This window comes from Telluria sp. ZT3P25, assembly GCF_059685895.1.
Genome location: NZ_JCASIJ010000001.1, coordinates 372512 through 387298 on the forward strand (window position 1 = coordinate 372512; position 14787 = coordinate 387298).

Sequence of the window (14787 nt, forward strand, 5' to 3'; positions counted from 1 at the left end):
TCAGCCGTCTTCGGTCATCCGGTACGGCAGGCGAATCGACACGCAGGCGCCGCCTGTTGCCGGTGCTTCGATCACGAGTTCGGCCGACGTGCCGTACAACAGCGCCAGGCGTTCTCGGATATTCGCCAGGCCCACGCCGCTGCCGGCATGCAGGTTAAAGCCGACGCCGTCGTCCAGCACATCGACATGCAGCGTGGCGCCTTCGACCCGCGAGCGCACGACGATCGTGCCGCCCGCAACCTTGGGCTCGAGTCCGTGCTTGATCGCGTTCTCGATCAGCGTCTGCAGCATCATCGGCGGGAACGGCGCGCTGCCCAGAAAATCGGGCACTTCGAAGCGGACCTGGAGCCGCTCTTTCATCCGCGCCTGCATGATGGCGAGATAAGCGCGCGAGAGTTCGACCTGCTTGCCCAGCGTGCCGCCGGTGCCGCCTTTGCCCATCGACCCGCGCATCTGCGGCAGCGACGCGCGCAGGTATTCGATCAGGTGGCCGTGCACGCGCGCGGCTTCCTTCGGATTGGTTTCGATCAGCTGGCCGATCAGCGCCAGCGTGTTGAACAGGAAGTGCGGCTCGACCTGCGCCTGGAGCGTGGCCATCTGCGCTTCGGTCAGGCGCCGTTCGAGATTGGCCACGTCGGCCTTGCTCGACGCATCGCGCGCCAGCAGTTCGGCGCGGCGCTTGCCGCCGGCGAGTACCTTCACGCCAAACGAGACCAGGATGAACCAGATCGCCGGTTCGACCAGATTGACGAACAAGCCCGCGACGAAGCCCAGGAACCAGACCAGGTACAGCTGGCGCCATTCGATCAGCGCGAGCCAGTCGAAGAAGCGCCACCACAGGGCGCCCGCTTCGCGCATGGCGTCGCGCACGAAGTCGAGCGCGCGGTTGATCTGGACAGCCGCCATGATTTATTCCCCGCTCGTGTGGCGCAGGCGGCGCTGTGGGCGGCCAAACACGGCCACGGCGACGAACTTGAGCACCAGGAGGCCAACGAACAGGGCCAGCACGATCGGCACGATGGTGACCAGCGCGGCGAGGGCGATGGCAAGCACCAGCAGCACCGGCCACGGCATGCGGGTCAGGTAGCGCGCCCCGGATTTGGCCAGGCGCCAGGTGGTGCGGCCGGCCACTTCGGCGTTGCGCAGGATCGACTGGAAGCGGCTGGCGGGCGTATGAATGGTTTTCACGTGCAGTCCTTTCAAAGAGTGATGACCCTACTGTAGGGATGCAATCGGCGCAGGCCAAGGGCGATCCGATGAACGGTGCGATTGCCGGGGCGAGCGGTCGTCAGCGTGGATGAGCGGGGCACGGTTTTTCGTGTCAATACGGCGGCGCTGCACGATGGGTGCTACGGCGCGATGAGCTTGAGCGCTTCCTGGCGCATCACGTCGAGCATGCCCGCCTGCGGCGTGCGCGCGCAGCCGGCCACCGTGGCGTCGAGGATCGCAATGACAGGAGGAAAGGCCCGGTTTTCGCCTGCGCGATGAAAGCTGTAGATCAGCTTGCCCACGCTCTCATAGAACACGGGCATTCCGCGCAGGCTGCGCTCCGGGAACGTCGCGCTTTGGTACGCCGCATCGACATTGAAGTCGGCGCAGGTCTTGGTGGCGATGGTTGCGCTGTGATCCTTGCGGAACTGGTAGGTAATCAGTCCGCTGGCGGCGCCGTCCGCACTGGTGATGTCGAGCTGCTTTGCCATGCCAAGGGCCAGCGCGTCGAGGTCGGCCGAGCGCGATGACTCGCGCACCGTCGCTGCGGCCTCGCGGCCCCGCATGCCGGGCGTGAGTTCGATCGTGACCACGCCCTGAACGCCACGCCGCACGAGTGCCTGCGGATAGCTGGCGTCGCTGGCGTAGATCGTGATCTCGCGCCAGGCCGGCACCGTGGCCTGGGCCGCGACCGATTGCGGGGCCAGCCCAAGAACCCCAAGCGCCAGGGTCGAACACGCTGCGATGGTTTTCATGGGGGGCCTTTGCATCGTCGTCAGGACGCCTTGCGCTCGTTCCAGTAATCGCGCAGCAGGCCGTAGAACACGGTGTCGGCGTATTCGCCGTGCACGCGCCAGCGCTGCGGCATGAAGCCTTCCTTGCGAAAACCGAGTTTTTCCAGCACGTGGGCGGATGCGTCGTTGCGCGGGTCGATGTCGGCCTCGACCCGGTTGATGCCGACCTCGTTGAAGCCGTGATCGAGCACGGCTTCGATCGCTTCGCTGGCATAGCCATTGCCCCAGTGGCCCTTAGCGATGGCGTAGCCCAGTTCGCAGCGGTTGTACTGGTTGTAGAAGTGGTGCAGGGCGACGGTGCCGATCACTTCGCGGCTGCCCGCCAGCTCGATGGCAAAGCGCAGCTCGGTCTCGTCGCGGTAGGCTTCGAGGGCGCGCGCAATGGCGGTTTCGGCCATCGAGATGTCGGTCCACGGCTCGGCGCTCCAGTAGCGCACGACGGCAGGGTCGGAAAAAATGGTGTACAAGGCCCGTGCATCGGTAGCGGCCAGCGGGCGCAGCATCAGGCGTTGGGTGGTCAGGACAGGGGTGCTATAAGTCGACATGGGTTTGCATTGTCATAGTTGTAAGCGTTAGCATACCATCGACTCGGGGCGTGCAGACAAGCGCCATGCTGTTTAACGTCATCATCTACCGGCGCGATCGAGGCAGGCAGCGGGTCAGCCTGCATTGGTGCCAAGGCGGGCGACCGCAGCGTTGATGTGGGCGGCGGCCGCGTGGGCATCGGGCACGCCGATCACGAGGCGCGTCCATTCATGGTCCGCCAGTTCGATGACGATGGTGTGCAGCTTGCGCCGCGTGAAAACGAACTGCCTGTCGCCTGCCTTGAGAAAAGTCCCGGCCGCGACGACATAAGGAATATGCGTTCCAGGGAGGCGCAGGCCCAGCTTGAACCCGCTTGCTCCACCAAAATCGGGGTCTTCGGTCGCGCCGCGTACCTGCTGGAGGGGAATGCGTACGTCAGGGTGCAGTGCCATCAGTTTTTCCCATTTGCCCAGATGGACGATGAGCTCACTGTCGGTCAGTTCCAGTCGTGGCATTGTCATTCCTTGCGTGGTAGATGGTCGAGTAAACGGGAGCCAAGCAATTCTGCTGCGTTTGATGCATGTGCCGCCAGTGCGCAACGACACAGGTCGGCGACGGGGAGGTCGAAGCTCGCCAGTTCCCGCAACGCCGTGATCATCAGATCCAGGGATGCGCCATCGCTTGCCCAGTTGCCGGCCAGCGTCTTTCGCAATACTTTTTCAAAGAGACCCCGCTTGGAACCGAAGGCTTTGTAGAGGCTGCCCCGTTGCAGCCCTGTCGCTTCGACGAGATCGTCGATCGAGCACGCTGTATAGCCGAGGCGGCCAAACACCGCCGCCGCGCTGTCGATGACATCTTCTTCAACAAAATTTCTCGGGCGGGCCACGGGACAGGATCGGTGCTGAAAGGTTATAAGATAATCACAATGTAAGGATACTTGAACGATCAGTCAAGAATCATCAACGGATCGTGCCTTACCGGTCGATTCATTGTTACCTCGAACAGGCACGCTTCATATGAAGAAATCATTTCGCACCATCGGCATCCTTGCGTTGTTGGCGCTCGGCGCCTGTGCCCAGGACCGGCATCCGATCGATCGGCAGCTGTCGCAAATGCGTCCCGATGCCGTCGTACCGCTGGTGGGTCTGGAGTGGCCTGCTGGTACCTTGCTGTGTCCGCTGACGCCTTACCAGGATAGAGTGCCCGACGGTGCTCTCGCGGCGGCGCGCGTGAATGACTTCTTGAAGCGCAAGCAATTTGTTGGCGATGAAGGTCACTGGTCGCTGGTCGTCGTCAAGCCGGCACCAGCTGGTGACGATGGCATCGAGCATCTGATCTTCAAACGTGGGAACTATGACGTGGTAACGGAAGAGAAACGCGTTGCGGAGGCTGCCAAGGCGCAGTCCCGGACATTCACGCAGCAAGCATGTGTGCCGGTGGAACTGGCCCGCGTACTGGTGACACGCGACCAGTCGCAACGCAACCTCGTCAGTTTCGGGACGTCTTGAGCACGGCGCGGCACGCAGAACGCGCTGGTGGCTCGCTCAAGATGCGGGCGCAGGCTTGACGTCGATCGGTATGGTCACTACGGGCGTTTGTCCGGACGCAGTGCCCGGCTTCCAGGGCGGATTGATCACCTTGATATCGCGTACGCCCAGCCGGGTAAAGTCGTCGAGCGAATAGGTCCAGCCGAGTGCGTCCGGATTTTTGTCGTAATACGGCTTGTACTGGTCACCTTGCCCGAGTGTGCTGAGATCGGTGCGCACGCTGATCGTTTTATAAAATTCAGCTTCACGGCGGCCACTCTGGACGCGCCGTTTCTCGATGTCATCCAGCAAAGCCTTGCGCTGGGCAGCGGTCAGCGCGTCGTCCAGCTCAATCTGTAACGGCCCGCCGGGCCCGCCGTGATACCCGACCATGGCGAAGTTGCTGACAGTTTTTTTCACTGCGGCCGGGAACACGTAATTGGCGCAGGAAGAAAAACAGAATTCCATGACCCTCACATTCAGCTTGTGCGCATGCACCCACGCGCCCAGTTCCATGCCGGGATTGGTGTCGCCACCAAGGCTGCGGATCGACAGGGTCGTCGGCTTTTTCGCCAGCTTTTCATACAGCGCAAAGAGCCGCTGATTCGCGTCACTGTCGACGGAGCCGATATATTCGAGTTGCCCGTTGCTGTAAAAGACCTGCGTCGTTTCTACTTCGGCAGCGAGCGTAGAAAATGGCAGTCCCATGAGGAGGGAGCAGTACAAAGCAGATGTGCGCATGTAATCCTGACTGATGTGACGATTCAAAAAATAGTAGTAAACGCGAATTCATGCGAGGCAAGTTCATCGCTTTTGGAACGTTCTTACCCGTGCGTGTTGCCGACCCGTTCCAGAAAGTCCAGCAACACCCGCCCCGCGATATCGGCATCGTCCGCCGTCATCGTCTCGAGCGGATTGTGGCTGATCCCGCCGTTGCCGCAGCGGACGAACAGCATCGCCACGTCAGTCAGTTGTGCCATGCACATGGCGTCGTGGCCGGCGCCGGATGGCAGCTCGAAATGGGGCAGGCCAGCCCGTTCCACCGCTGCGCCCAGCTGCGCCATCAGGCGCGGCGCGCACGGCACGGCGTCGATCTCCAGCAGCTTGACCAGTCGCTCGCCGATGCCGCGCGCGGCGCAGATGGCGCTGATGCCGGCGAGGATATCGCCCACTGCGGCCAGGCGCACCGCATCGTCGGCGGCGCGGATGTCGAGCGACAGGCGGCAGGCGCCGGCGATCACGTTGACCGAGCCGCCCGGCACCTCGAGCTGGCCAACCGTGCCGACCAGCGCCGCGCCTTGGCGGCAGCGCGCTTCCACCAGCAGCACGATCTCGGCGGCGGCAACAGCTGCATCGCGCCGCATGCCCATCGGCGTGGTGCCCGCGTGGCTGGCCACGCCGCGCAGTTCGACGATATAGCGCGAGCTGCCGGCAATCGCGTTCACCACGCCCAGAGGCAAGCCGCGTTCGAGCAGCACCGGGCCTTGTTCGATGTGAACTTCGACAAAGCCGAGTAGCGACGCCGGATCGCGTGCGATGGCGGCGATGTGCGCAGGATCTTGGCCAGCCTGCGCCAGCGCGTCGCCCAGCGTGACGCTGTCGCTGTCGACCGCGCTCAGCAACCCCATGTCGAAGCTGCCGGCAATGGCGCTGCTGCCCAGGAACGTGCTGCGGAAACGCACGCCTTCTTCTTCGGCAAACGCGATCACCTCCAGGTCGTACGGCAGGCGCTGGCCGCGTGCGTGCAGGTCGGCGACGACGGCGATCGGCAGCAGGATGCCCAGGCGCCCGTCGTACTTGCCGCCATCGCGCACGGTGTCGTAGTGCGAACCGGTCGCCAGGGTTTTTGCGTCTGGCTGCGCGGCGGCGTAGCGGCCGACGACATTGCCCACCGCGTCGATGTGGACCGTCATGCCGGCCGCGCGCATCCAGCCGGCGATGCACGCGGCGGTGCGCTGGTGGGCCGGCGTCATGTAGGCGCAGGTCAGGTTCGTCTCAACGTCGCTGATGGCGCCCAGCGTTTCGCACCAGTCCATCACGCGCGCGCCAAGCGACGGCGTCACGCCCAGCAGTGCGTTCAGCCGAATCTCGGCGATGCGGTGCACCTGGCGCAGCGCTTCGCGCAGCTCGTCCCCGCGCGCATTGCCGATGCGCCGCTCGAAGGTGGCGATGATGGCCTGGCGCGACAGGCCCTGGCCGGTCGGCCCCTTGACCGCGAGGATGAACGGAAAGCCGAAGCGGCCGTTGTAGTCGGCATTGAGCGCATGCAGTTGCGCATACTCGTGCAGTGTGCAGCGGTCGAGCCCCGAACTGGCTTGCTCGCTCGTCGATTCGGCCGTCAGGGCGCCGGCAATCGCTGCCTTGCCGGCCAGTTCCGGGTGGGCGCGCAGCAGCCCCAGTTGCTCGTCGATGCTGGCTGCATCCACCACCGACTGCAAGGCGCGCTTGAGCGCAGCCAGGCTGGCGAACGGGCGGGCGGGCGCTGCGCGCGCCGCGATCCATGGCGAATGTTCGTAGATGCCGCGCAGGGCCTCGACAAAGTCGGCGGCCTCGCAGGCGTTCAGCGTCGCGATCGTGGTCATCTGCGCTCCATGGTGGTCAAGCGATCAATCATACGGGCTGGCGGTGGCTGCGCCCATATCGGCTGGCGGATGGCTGCCAGCAGCCTGCGCATATAGACTAGCCCAGCACCAGGGCGCGCGCGGCGCTGCTGACCTGATCGCGCAGCCATTTGTGCTCGGTCGACTGGTGCACGCGCTGGTGCCACAACTGGTAAAAGCGCATCGGTGGAAACTTTACCGGCACCGTGAAGCTTTTCAAAGGCAGCGTCTTCTCAAAGGCGCGGATGAACTGGCGACCGGTGGTCAGGACCAGGTCACTTTGCGTGAGCATGTACGGGATTACGCCGAAGTAGGGCGACTCCACCGCCACGCGGCGCTGCAGGCCCAGGCGCTCGAGATGCGCGTCGATCACGCCGTGGTACCCGGGCAGCATCTGGGTCGGGGCGACGTGGGGCAGGTCGAGATAATCCTCGAGCGTCATCGCGTCCGGCGCCGTGCGCCGCGCGTACGGGCTGTCGGCGCGCATCGTGCAGATGATCGGGTCTTCGAACAGCTTCGAGATGTGCAGGTGCGCCGGCGGCTCGTCCCAGTTGGCGATCACCAGGTCCATGTCGCCGTCGGACAGCATGCGCAGGTAGTCCTGCCCCGGCCCCAGTGCGTGGATCACGACCTTGCTGCCGGGCGAGCCGCGGCGCAGCAGCGCCACCACATTGGGCAGGAAGCGCGCATCGAGGTAATCCGGCGCGGCGATGTGGAAGGTGCGCGTGGCGTCTTCGGGCTGGAACGGCGCCTTGCGCACGAACAGGCTCTCAGCTTCGTCCAGAATGCGCTTGGCGGGCTTGAGCAGACCCTCGCCGTGCTGCGTCGGCACCATGCCGCGCGCACCGCGCACGAGAATCGGATCGCCCGTCAGCTCGCGCAGCTTGCGCAGCGACGCCGAAATCGAGGGCTGCGGTTGATTGAGTTTGAGCGCGACGCGCGAAACGTTTTTCTCCACCAGCAGCAAGTAGAGGATGCGGATCAGGTGCAGGTCGAGGTTGCGGGGCAGGCTGGACATGGCCGTGAAATCTTGGTTGTATATCGAGTCGGATATGTCGAATATACGCCGATTTTGTTGTTGCAGAAATGGAAATCAGCGTATCGTCAAGCCGTCGGTCGCCATGGTTGCACTGGCGCGCTTGCGTATGTTCCCTTGAATCTGCGACCCTGAAGGACGCCCATGTTCGACCCCGGATACCTGGCCCCCTACGTTCTCGAATGGCTCAATCTGCTGTTGCGCTGGCTGCACATCATCACCGGTATCGCCTGGATCGGCGCATCGTTCTACTTCGTCTGGCTCGACAACACGATCAAGCCGCCGGCGCCCGGCTCGGACCTCGAGCGCAAAGGGGTGGCCGGCGAGCTGTGGGCGGTGCACGGCGGCGGCTTCTACAACCCGCAAAAATACCTGGTGGCGCCTGCCGAACTGCCGAAGGAGCTGCACTGGTTCAAGTGGGAAGCCTATTCCACGTGGCTGTCGGGCTTTGCGCTCTTGAGCATCGTGTATTACATGAATGCGAAAGCGATGATGATCGACCGCAGCGTGGCCGATCTGTCGAGCGGGCAGGCGATCGGGATCGGCATCGGCAGCCTGGTCGTGGGCTGGATCGTTTATGACCTGCTGTGCCGCTCACCGCTGGTGCAGCGCCAGCTGGCCTTTGGCGCGACGATCTTCCTGTTTTTGGTTGGCAGCAGCTGGGTGCTCACGCACCTGCTCAGCGGCCGTGCGGCGTACCTGCACGTGGGCGCGATGATCGGCACGATGATGGTGGCAAACGTGGCGATGCTGATCATTCCCGGCCAGCGCAAGATGGTGAATGCGATGCTGGCGGGGCAGAAACCCGACCCGGTCCACGGCATCAGGGCCAAGCAGCGCAGCGTCCACAATAATTACTTCACGCTGCCGGTGCTGTTCATCATGATCAGCAACCACTACGCAATGACCTACAACCACCCGCATGCGTGGGCGGTGCTGAGCGTGATCATGCTGGCCGGCGTGTTGATCCGCCATTTCTTCAACCTGCGCCACAAGGGCCGGATCGAATGGCGTTACCCTGTGGCGGGCGCCGTGCTGCTGCTTGGACTTGGCGTGCTGCTGGCGCCAGTCCGGCCGGTGCGCGTCGATCCGGTGGTTACTACCGCGACGGCCGATGCAGCACGCTTTGCCGAAGTCCGCACGATCATGGGGGCGCGCTGCGTTTCGTGCCATGCAGCGCAACCGACACAGCCCGGCTTTGCGGCCGCGCCGCTGGGCGTCATGCTCGAAACACCCGAGCAGATCGGCCGGAACGCCGCGCGCATCTACCAGCAGACCGTGCAAACCAGGGCCATGCCGCTGGCGAATCTGACGCACATGACCGATGCCGAACGCGCCGTGGTCAAGGCCTGGTTCGAAGCCGGCGCCAAAACAGGAAATACACCATGAACGCATTGCAGACACGCCTGACCGACTGGATCGACGCGCACTTCAATGACGAAGTGGACTTCCTGCAGGCCGTCGTGCGGATCCCCACCGATACGCCGCCGGGCAACAACGCGCCGCACGCCGAGGCCGTGGCCGACATGCTCGAGGGCGCCGGCTGGCCGGTCGAGCGGCATGCGGTGCCAGCGCAGCAGGTGATTGACTACGGCCTGGAAAGCATCACGAACCTGATCGTGCGCCGGCTGTATGGCGAAGACGGGCCGACGCTGGCGCTCAATGCGCATGGCGACGTCGTACCGCCGGGCGAAGGCTGGACCCATCCGCCGTATGGCGCCGTGATCGAAGACGGCTACCTGTACGGGCGCGCGGCAGCGGTATCGAAAAGCGACTTTGCCACCTATGTCTTCGCGGTGCGCGCGCTCGAAGCCCTGGGCGCGCCGCTGCGTGGCGGCGTCGAGCTGCACTTTACCTATGACGAGGAATTCGGCGGGCTGCTGGGGCCGGGCTGGCTGCTGGAGCAGGGCCTGACGCAGCCCGATTACGTGATCGCCGCCGGTTTCGGCTACAGCATTATCACGGCGCACAACGCCTGCCTGCAGCTGGAGGTGACGGTGCACGGCAAGGCCGGCCACGGCGCGATGCCCGAAACAGCGGTCGATGCGCTGCAGGCAGCCACGCGGGTATTGAATGCGATCTACGGCGACCTGCCACGGCTCAAGACCATCAAGTCGGGCGTGCCCGGCATCGATTCGCCGACGATGCTCGTCGGACGCATCGACGGCGGCACGAATACCAATGTGGTGCCGGGCAAGGTCGTGCTGAAGCTCGACCGGCGCATGATTCCCGAAGAAGACCCGGTCGCGGTCGAAGCACAGGTGCGCGCGTTGATCGACGACGCGGTGGCCGGCATGCCCGGCATCCGGCTCGAGGTCAAGCGCCTGCTGCTGTCGCAGGCTCTGCGCCCGCTGCCCGGCGCGCAGCCGCTGGTCGAGAGCCTGCGCCGCAATGCGCACACCGTGCTGGGCGAAGCCATTCCCGCCGTCGGGACGCCGCTGTATGCGGATGCGCGCCTGTACGGCGAGCGCGGTATTCCAGCCGTGCTGTACGGGGCTGGGCCGCGTACGGTCACGGAGGCCAATGCGAAAAAGGCCGACGAGCGGCTGGCGCTGGAAGACTTGCGCAGCGCCACCAAGGTGGTGGCGCTGACGCTGCTGGATATGCTGGGCGCGCCGTGAACGGTCAAGGCCGCCCGGTCGCCCCGGCCTGGCCCAGCGATTCCGCCATCCGCACGAGCTTCACGAACTCGGCACGATAGCCGTCCGGATCGTTGCCCCGGGCGTCGTTCGCCAGCGTGGCGATGTCGGCGTAGCTGTAGTCGCTCACCTGCGGCTCGCCGCGCAGGCGCTGGCCAAACGCGGCCACGGCCACTGCGAAGCGCTGGTCAGCCGGCGCGGCGGCCAGCATGGCGCGCGCTGTCGCCTGGCGCACCGGTTGCTCGGCCAGGCGGCTCTTGCTCTCGCCCGGCAGCTTGTAGCGCACCCGCACGAACGCCAGCTCGTCATTTTTGCCCGCGGGTGCGGCTTTCTTGCCGCCGCCATAGCGCAGCGGATCGACCAGTTTGGCAGCACCCGCTGCCGGCGTGATCTCGTAGATCGCGGTCACCGTGTGGCCGGCGCCCATGTCGCCCGCATCGACCTTGTCGTCCTTGAAGTCCTGACGCGCCAGCATGCGCGTTTCGTACCCGATCAGGCGGTAGGCCGCCACGCGGGCCGGGTTGAACTCGACCTGCATCTTGACGTCGTTCGCGATCGGGAACATGGTCGAGCCAAGTTCAGCTTGCAGCGCCTTGCGCGCTTCGAGCAGCGAGTCGATATAGGCAGCATTGCCATTGCCTGACTGCGTCAGGCGCTGGATCAGCGCATCGTTCAGGTTACCGTCGCCGACGCCGAAAATCGACAGGTAGACGCCGCTCTTGCGCTTGTCGGCGATGAAGGTTTCGAGCTGGCGCGGGTCCCTCACGCCGATATTGAAGTCGCCGTCGGTGGCCAGGATGATGCGGTTGACGGCTTTCGCATCGAAGTGGCGTTGGGCCATGGCGTAGGCGCGCTCCAGGCCATCGCGGCCGGCCGTACCGCCGGCTGCCTGCAACGCATCGATGGCATCGATGATCTTCTGCTTGTCGCTGCCCGTGGTCGGCTCGAGCGCCACCGCCGTGCCATTGGCGTAGGTGACGATCGCCACCCGGTCCTGTTCGCGCAAGCCCTGTGCGAACAGGCGAAAGCCCTGCTTGAGCAGCGGCAGGCGGTCCTGCGGGGCCATCGAGCCGGACACGTCGACCAGCAGCACGACGTTCATCGGCGGCCGTTCGGCGCGCTGCAGATCGTAGCCGCGCACGGCCACGTGCAGCAGCTGGTTGTCCGCATTCCATGGGTTGGGCATGACGCTGGTGGTCAGCGCAAATGGCTGGCTGGCCTTGCTAGGAGCGGCATAGGCGTAGGGGAAGTAGTTCACCATTTCCTCGACCCGCACGGCGGCCGGTGGCGGCAGCCGGCCGGCGCTCAACTGGCGCCGCACGTACGCATACGAGGCGGTGTCGACATCGCTACTGAAGGTGGACACTGGCTGTTCTTCGACCAGCACCGCGCGGTTGGCCTGGACATCGGGGAAGCGCTCGGCGCCAGGTGCGTACTGCGGCATCGGATAAGGCATCGTGGCGATACGACGCTGGAAGGACGTCGGCGGCGCGCCGGCGTAGCCTGAATACGAGGAGAGTGCGCTGCCAGTCACCTCGACCCGCGTCCCGGGCGCTGGCGGCGGCGGTGGCGCTGCGGCGCTATCCACTTGCAGCTGCTGCGGGGCGCTGCAGGCAGCCAGCAGCATGGTTGCTGCAAGGAGGGGCAGGGTGGTGGCGCGCGAGCGTGGCATGGCAGGACCTCATGACGTGATGGTTGTCATAAGGTGCACCAGCCGCGCGCCGCCGGCAATCGCGCTTACATCCTGTAATGCCTATGCAAACAGGGTATGCGCAGCGGTTGCCGGCGCGTGGATTATTTCTGCTTGAGCGAGCGCTCGAACAGCTGATAGATCCGGCGGTACTGGTCGTACCACGCTTCCGGCTGCACGTAGCCATGGCGTTCCAGCGGGTAGCTCGCCATCTCCCAGTGGTCCTTCTTCATCTCGATCAGGCGCTGCGCCATGCGCACCGAGTCCTGATACAGCACGTTATCGTCGATCATGCCGTGCGAGATCAGCAGGTGGCCTTTCAGGTTCTGCGCGTACTCGATCGGCGACGATTTTTTATACGCTTCCGGGTCGATGTCCGGCGTGTTGAGGATGTTGGCCGTGTACTCGTGGTTGTAGCTGGTCCAGTCGGTCACGGGGCGCAGCGCGGCGCCGGCCTTGAACACGTCCGGTGCGCGCATCAGGGCCATGAAGGTCATGAAGCCGCCGTAGCTGCCGCCATACACGCCAATATTGTTGGCGTCGCCCTGCTGCTGGCCGACCAGGTACTTCACGCCGTCGAGGTAGTCGTCCAGTTCCGGGTGGCCCATCTGGCGGTAGATCGCGGTGCGCCATTTCGCGCCGTAACCTTTCGAGGCGCGGTAATCCATGTCCAGCACGATGTACCCCTGCTGGACCAGCAGGTTGTGGAACATCTGCTCGCGGAAGTAGACCGGATAACGCTTGCTGACGTTCTGCAGGTAGCCGGCGCCGTGCACGAACATCACGACCGGGTAGGTCTTGCCGGTTTCAAGCTGCGCGGGCCGGTACAGCTTGGCGTGCACCGGATCGCCGCCGGCGCTCGATGGCACGGCCACGTATTGCGGCTCGATCCACTCACGCGCCTTGAAGTCGGGCGTGCGGGTATCGGTCAGTTTGGTGGCGGCGCCGCCCGAGACGGGCACGGTCGCGATCTGGACCGGCGTGTAGCTCGACGACCAGTGCACCAGCAGCTTGTTCTGGTCCGGCGACAGGTTGAAGCGTTCGACGCCGTCGAGCTTCGTTACTTCGCGCACCGCGCCGCCCCTGGCGCTCACGGCGCAGACTTCGTAGTCGCCCGGCGCTTCGTGGTTGCACAGCATATAGGCGGTGCTGCCGTCCGCGTTCCAGCGCACGTCGCTGGCTTCCCATTTGCCCGAGGTCAGCGCGCGTGGCGCGGCCGACCCCATGGTGTCCTGCGTGTACAGGTGCGAGTAGCCCGATTCTTCCGACAGGTACCACAGCGTGCGGTTGTCCGGCAGCCAGCCGAATTCGGCGTTGTCGTAATTGACCCAGGCGCCGTCGGTGACGCGGTTCAGGGGTTTCAGCCTGGCGTCACGCAGGTCGACACTGGCGATCCAGCGGTCCTTGTTGTCGACCGAGCGCAGCATCACGGCGACGTTGGCGCCGTTGCTGCTCCAGTCGATCGCGTTGCGGCCACCCGAGACGACGACCGGCCGGTTGCCCTTGAGTGGATCCTTCTTGGCGGCGGCGCGCAGCGCGGCCAGCGGATCGACGGTGATGCCGGGCAGGGTGTCGAAGCCGATATCCTTGACGGTATTCGTGCGCAGGTCGATCAGTTTCAGCGAATGCGCTGGCGGCATGTTGCGGCCCACGCGCGTGCGCACGTCTTCGGTCTCTTCGTAGCCCGACTCGTTCACGTAGCGCGGCATCTTGCCCACGCGGCCCTTGTCGGCGCTCTTGGCAGCGGTGACGACCAGCAGCCAGCGGCCGTCCGGCGACAGCGAACTTGCCTCCAGCGTGACCTTGTCGCCCAGGTAGACGGGCGTTGGCGCCATCGAGGCATCGACCCGACGCAGTTCGTCGTTGCGGGCGCGCAGCGCGTCGCGGTCATCCTTCTGGCGCTTGAGGTGCTCGATCAGGCGCAGCTCGGTGGCGCGGTAGGCGTCGTCTTCCGGTGCATTCGGATCCTTCGCGGCGCGCGGCAGTGCTGCCGGGCCGGTGACCCGGGTGACGCGGTCCCACACATACCAGTCGGTGCCGATGCGGTACTGCACCGAGCGCTCGTCGGCCGCGTACTGCGCGTTGCCGATGCGGGTCGCGCCGCGCGTGACCTGCACCAGCTGGCCCGATTTCAGGTCGCGCTCGAACAGGTCGTTGTTGCGGATGACCAGCATGCGCGTGTTGTTGCGGTTGTAGACCACGTCGGCGCTGTCGATCTTCGCCAGCTCGGTGTCGCTCACCATCTGCGCCTTGCCGGCGTTCGCGCCGGCCTGGAAGGTGTCGCGCAGGGGCGAGCCGGTGCGCTTCTGCTTGTAGTACACCTGCTTGCTGTCCCAGCTGAACCAGGCGTCCTCCACCGGCGTGCCGATCCAGTCGGGATGGCTCATGGCCTGGTCGAGGGTGATGGGCGTGGGTGCTGCTGCTGCCGGCAGTGCGATCGATGCCAGCGAGGCCGCGAACGAGGCCGCAAAGAGGGTGAGTGCAGGTGTGCGCATGGGTATGTGGTAAGTGAAAGAAGGGGCTTTCTGGCCAGAAATGCGAATGCATTCTAGCGCAGCCACTTGCCACGGCGCGCGAATCGGAGAAGGTTTTTTTACTATAAATACAAACGCCGGCAGTATGTAAATACGGCCGGCGCTTGGTGAAACAGGCGGATTATTCCACCTTGATCGGGGCGTTTGCCCTGTTGCTTACATTGCCTTGAACGGGCCTTTTGGCGGGCGTGGCAGGTACATCGAGACGCGCGCGGCAACGGTCAGCACGGCCAG

Annotated in this window: 14 protein-coding genes; 3 read left to right on the plus strand and 11 right to left on the minus strand. The window is 64.8% G+C overall.

Going from position 1 to position 14787, the window contains the following annotated elements:
- The 6 genes from AC56LY_RS01720 to AC56LY_RS01745 form a co-directional block, all read right to left on the minus strand.
- The gene (locus AC56LY_RS01720) at positions 1-906 is read right to left on the minus strand and encodes a sensor histidine kinase (RefSeq protein ID WP_499575981.1); all 906 of its coding nucleotides are present in this window, start codon (positions 904-906) and stop codon (positions 1-3) included.
- A gap of 3 nt (positions 907-909) precedes the next feature.
- Positions 910-1188 (minus strand): hypothetical protein, encoded by a 279-nt coding sequence (locus AC56LY_RS01725; RefSeq protein WP_332530174.1) that lies wholly within the window; start codon positions 1186-1188, stop codon positions 910-912.
- Positions 1189-1349: 161 nt separating this feature from the next.
- Complete coding sequence (locus tag AC56LY_RS01730; protein ID WP_499575984.1) at positions 1350-1964, minus strand: TonB family protein; 615 nt, start codon at positions 1962-1964, stop codon at positions 1350-1352.
- 20 nt (positions 1965-1984) lie between these two features.
- Positions 1985-2548, minus strand: a complete 564-nt coding sequence (locus AC56LY_RS01735; RefSeq protein ID WP_499575988.1) for a GNAT family N-acetyltransferase — start codon at positions 2546-2548, stop codon at positions 1985-1987.
- 114 nt (positions 2549-2662) lie between these two features.
- A complete protein-coding gene (locus tag AC56LY_RS01740) occupies positions 2663-3043 on the minus strand; it encodes a hypothetical protein (RefSeq protein ID WP_499575989.1) in 381 nt (126 codons plus the stop codon).
- Positions 3044-3045: 2 nt separating this feature from the next.
- On the minus strand, positions 3046-3414 hold the full coding sequence (locus tag AC56LY_RS01745; protein WP_499575992.1) for a TetR/AcrR family transcriptional regulator: 369 nt from the start codon (positions 3412-3414) through the stop codon (positions 3046-3048).
- Positions 3415-3544: 130 nt separating this feature from the next.
- On the opposite strand from AC56LY_RS01745, the gene AC56LY_RS01750 reads away from it, so the two are divergent.
- Positions 3545-4036 (plus strand): hypothetical protein, encoded by a 492-nt coding sequence (locus AC56LY_RS01750; RefSeq protein ID WP_499575996.1) that lies wholly within the window; start codon positions 3545-3547, stop codon positions 4034-4036.
- Positions 4037-4072: 36 nt separating this feature from the next.
- Here AC56LY_RS01750 and AC56LY_RS01755 read toward each other — a convergent pair whose 3' ends face one another.
- The 3 genes from AC56LY_RS01755 to AC56LY_RS01765 form a co-directional block, all read right to left on the minus strand.
- Positions 4073-4795, minus strand: a complete 723-nt coding sequence (locus AC56LY_RS01755; protein ID WP_499575998.1) for a hypothetical protein — start codon at positions 4793-4795, stop codon at positions 4073-4075.
- 83 nt (positions 4796-4878) lie between these two features.
- On the minus strand, positions 4879-6636 hold the full coding sequence (locus tag AC56LY_RS01760; RefSeq protein WP_499576001.1) for an allantoate amidohydrolase: 1758 nt from the start codon (positions 6634-6636) through the stop codon (positions 4879-4881).
- A 97-nt stretch (positions 6637-6733) separates the two neighbouring features.
- A complete protein-coding gene (locus tag AC56LY_RS01765) occupies positions 6734-7672 on the minus strand; it encodes a LysR substrate-binding domain-containing protein (RefSeq protein WP_499576003.1) in 939 nt (312 codons plus the stop codon).
- A 162-nt stretch (positions 7673-7834) separates the two neighbouring features.
- Between AC56LY_RS01765 and AC56LY_RS01770 the strand changes: the two genes are divergently transcribed.
- Entirely contained in the window at positions 7835-9079 is a 1245-nt protein-coding gene (locus AC56LY_RS01770) for a urate hydroxylase PuuD (protein ID WP_499576005.1), read from the plus strand.
- Complete coding sequence (locus AC56LY_RS01775; protein ID WP_499576007.1) at positions 9076-10311, plus strand: M20/M25/M40 family metallo-hydrolase; 1236 nt, start codon at positions 9076-9078, stop codon at positions 10309-10311. The genes AC56LY_RS01770 and AC56LY_RS01775 overlap by 4 nt, the downstream gene beginning before the upstream one ends.
- 4 nt (positions 10312-10315) lie before the next feature.
- Here the strand turns inward: AC56LY_RS01775 and AC56LY_RS01780 are convergent, their stop codons facing one another.
- Both AC56LY_RS01780 and AC56LY_RS01785 read right to left on the minus strand, forming a co-directional pair.
- Positions 10316-12001: a vWA domain-containing protein gene (locus AC56LY_RS01780; RefSeq protein WP_499576009.1), complete on the minus strand. Its 1686-nt coding sequence runs from the start codon at positions 11999-12001 to the stop codon at positions 10316-10318.
- 122 nt (positions 12002-12123) lie between these two features.
- A complete protein-coding gene (locus AC56LY_RS01785; RefSeq protein ID WP_499576010.1) occupies positions 12124-14514 on the minus strand; it encodes a S9 family peptidase in 2391 nt (796 codons plus the stop codon).
- Between the last annotated feature and the right edge of the window lie 273 nt (positions 14515-14787).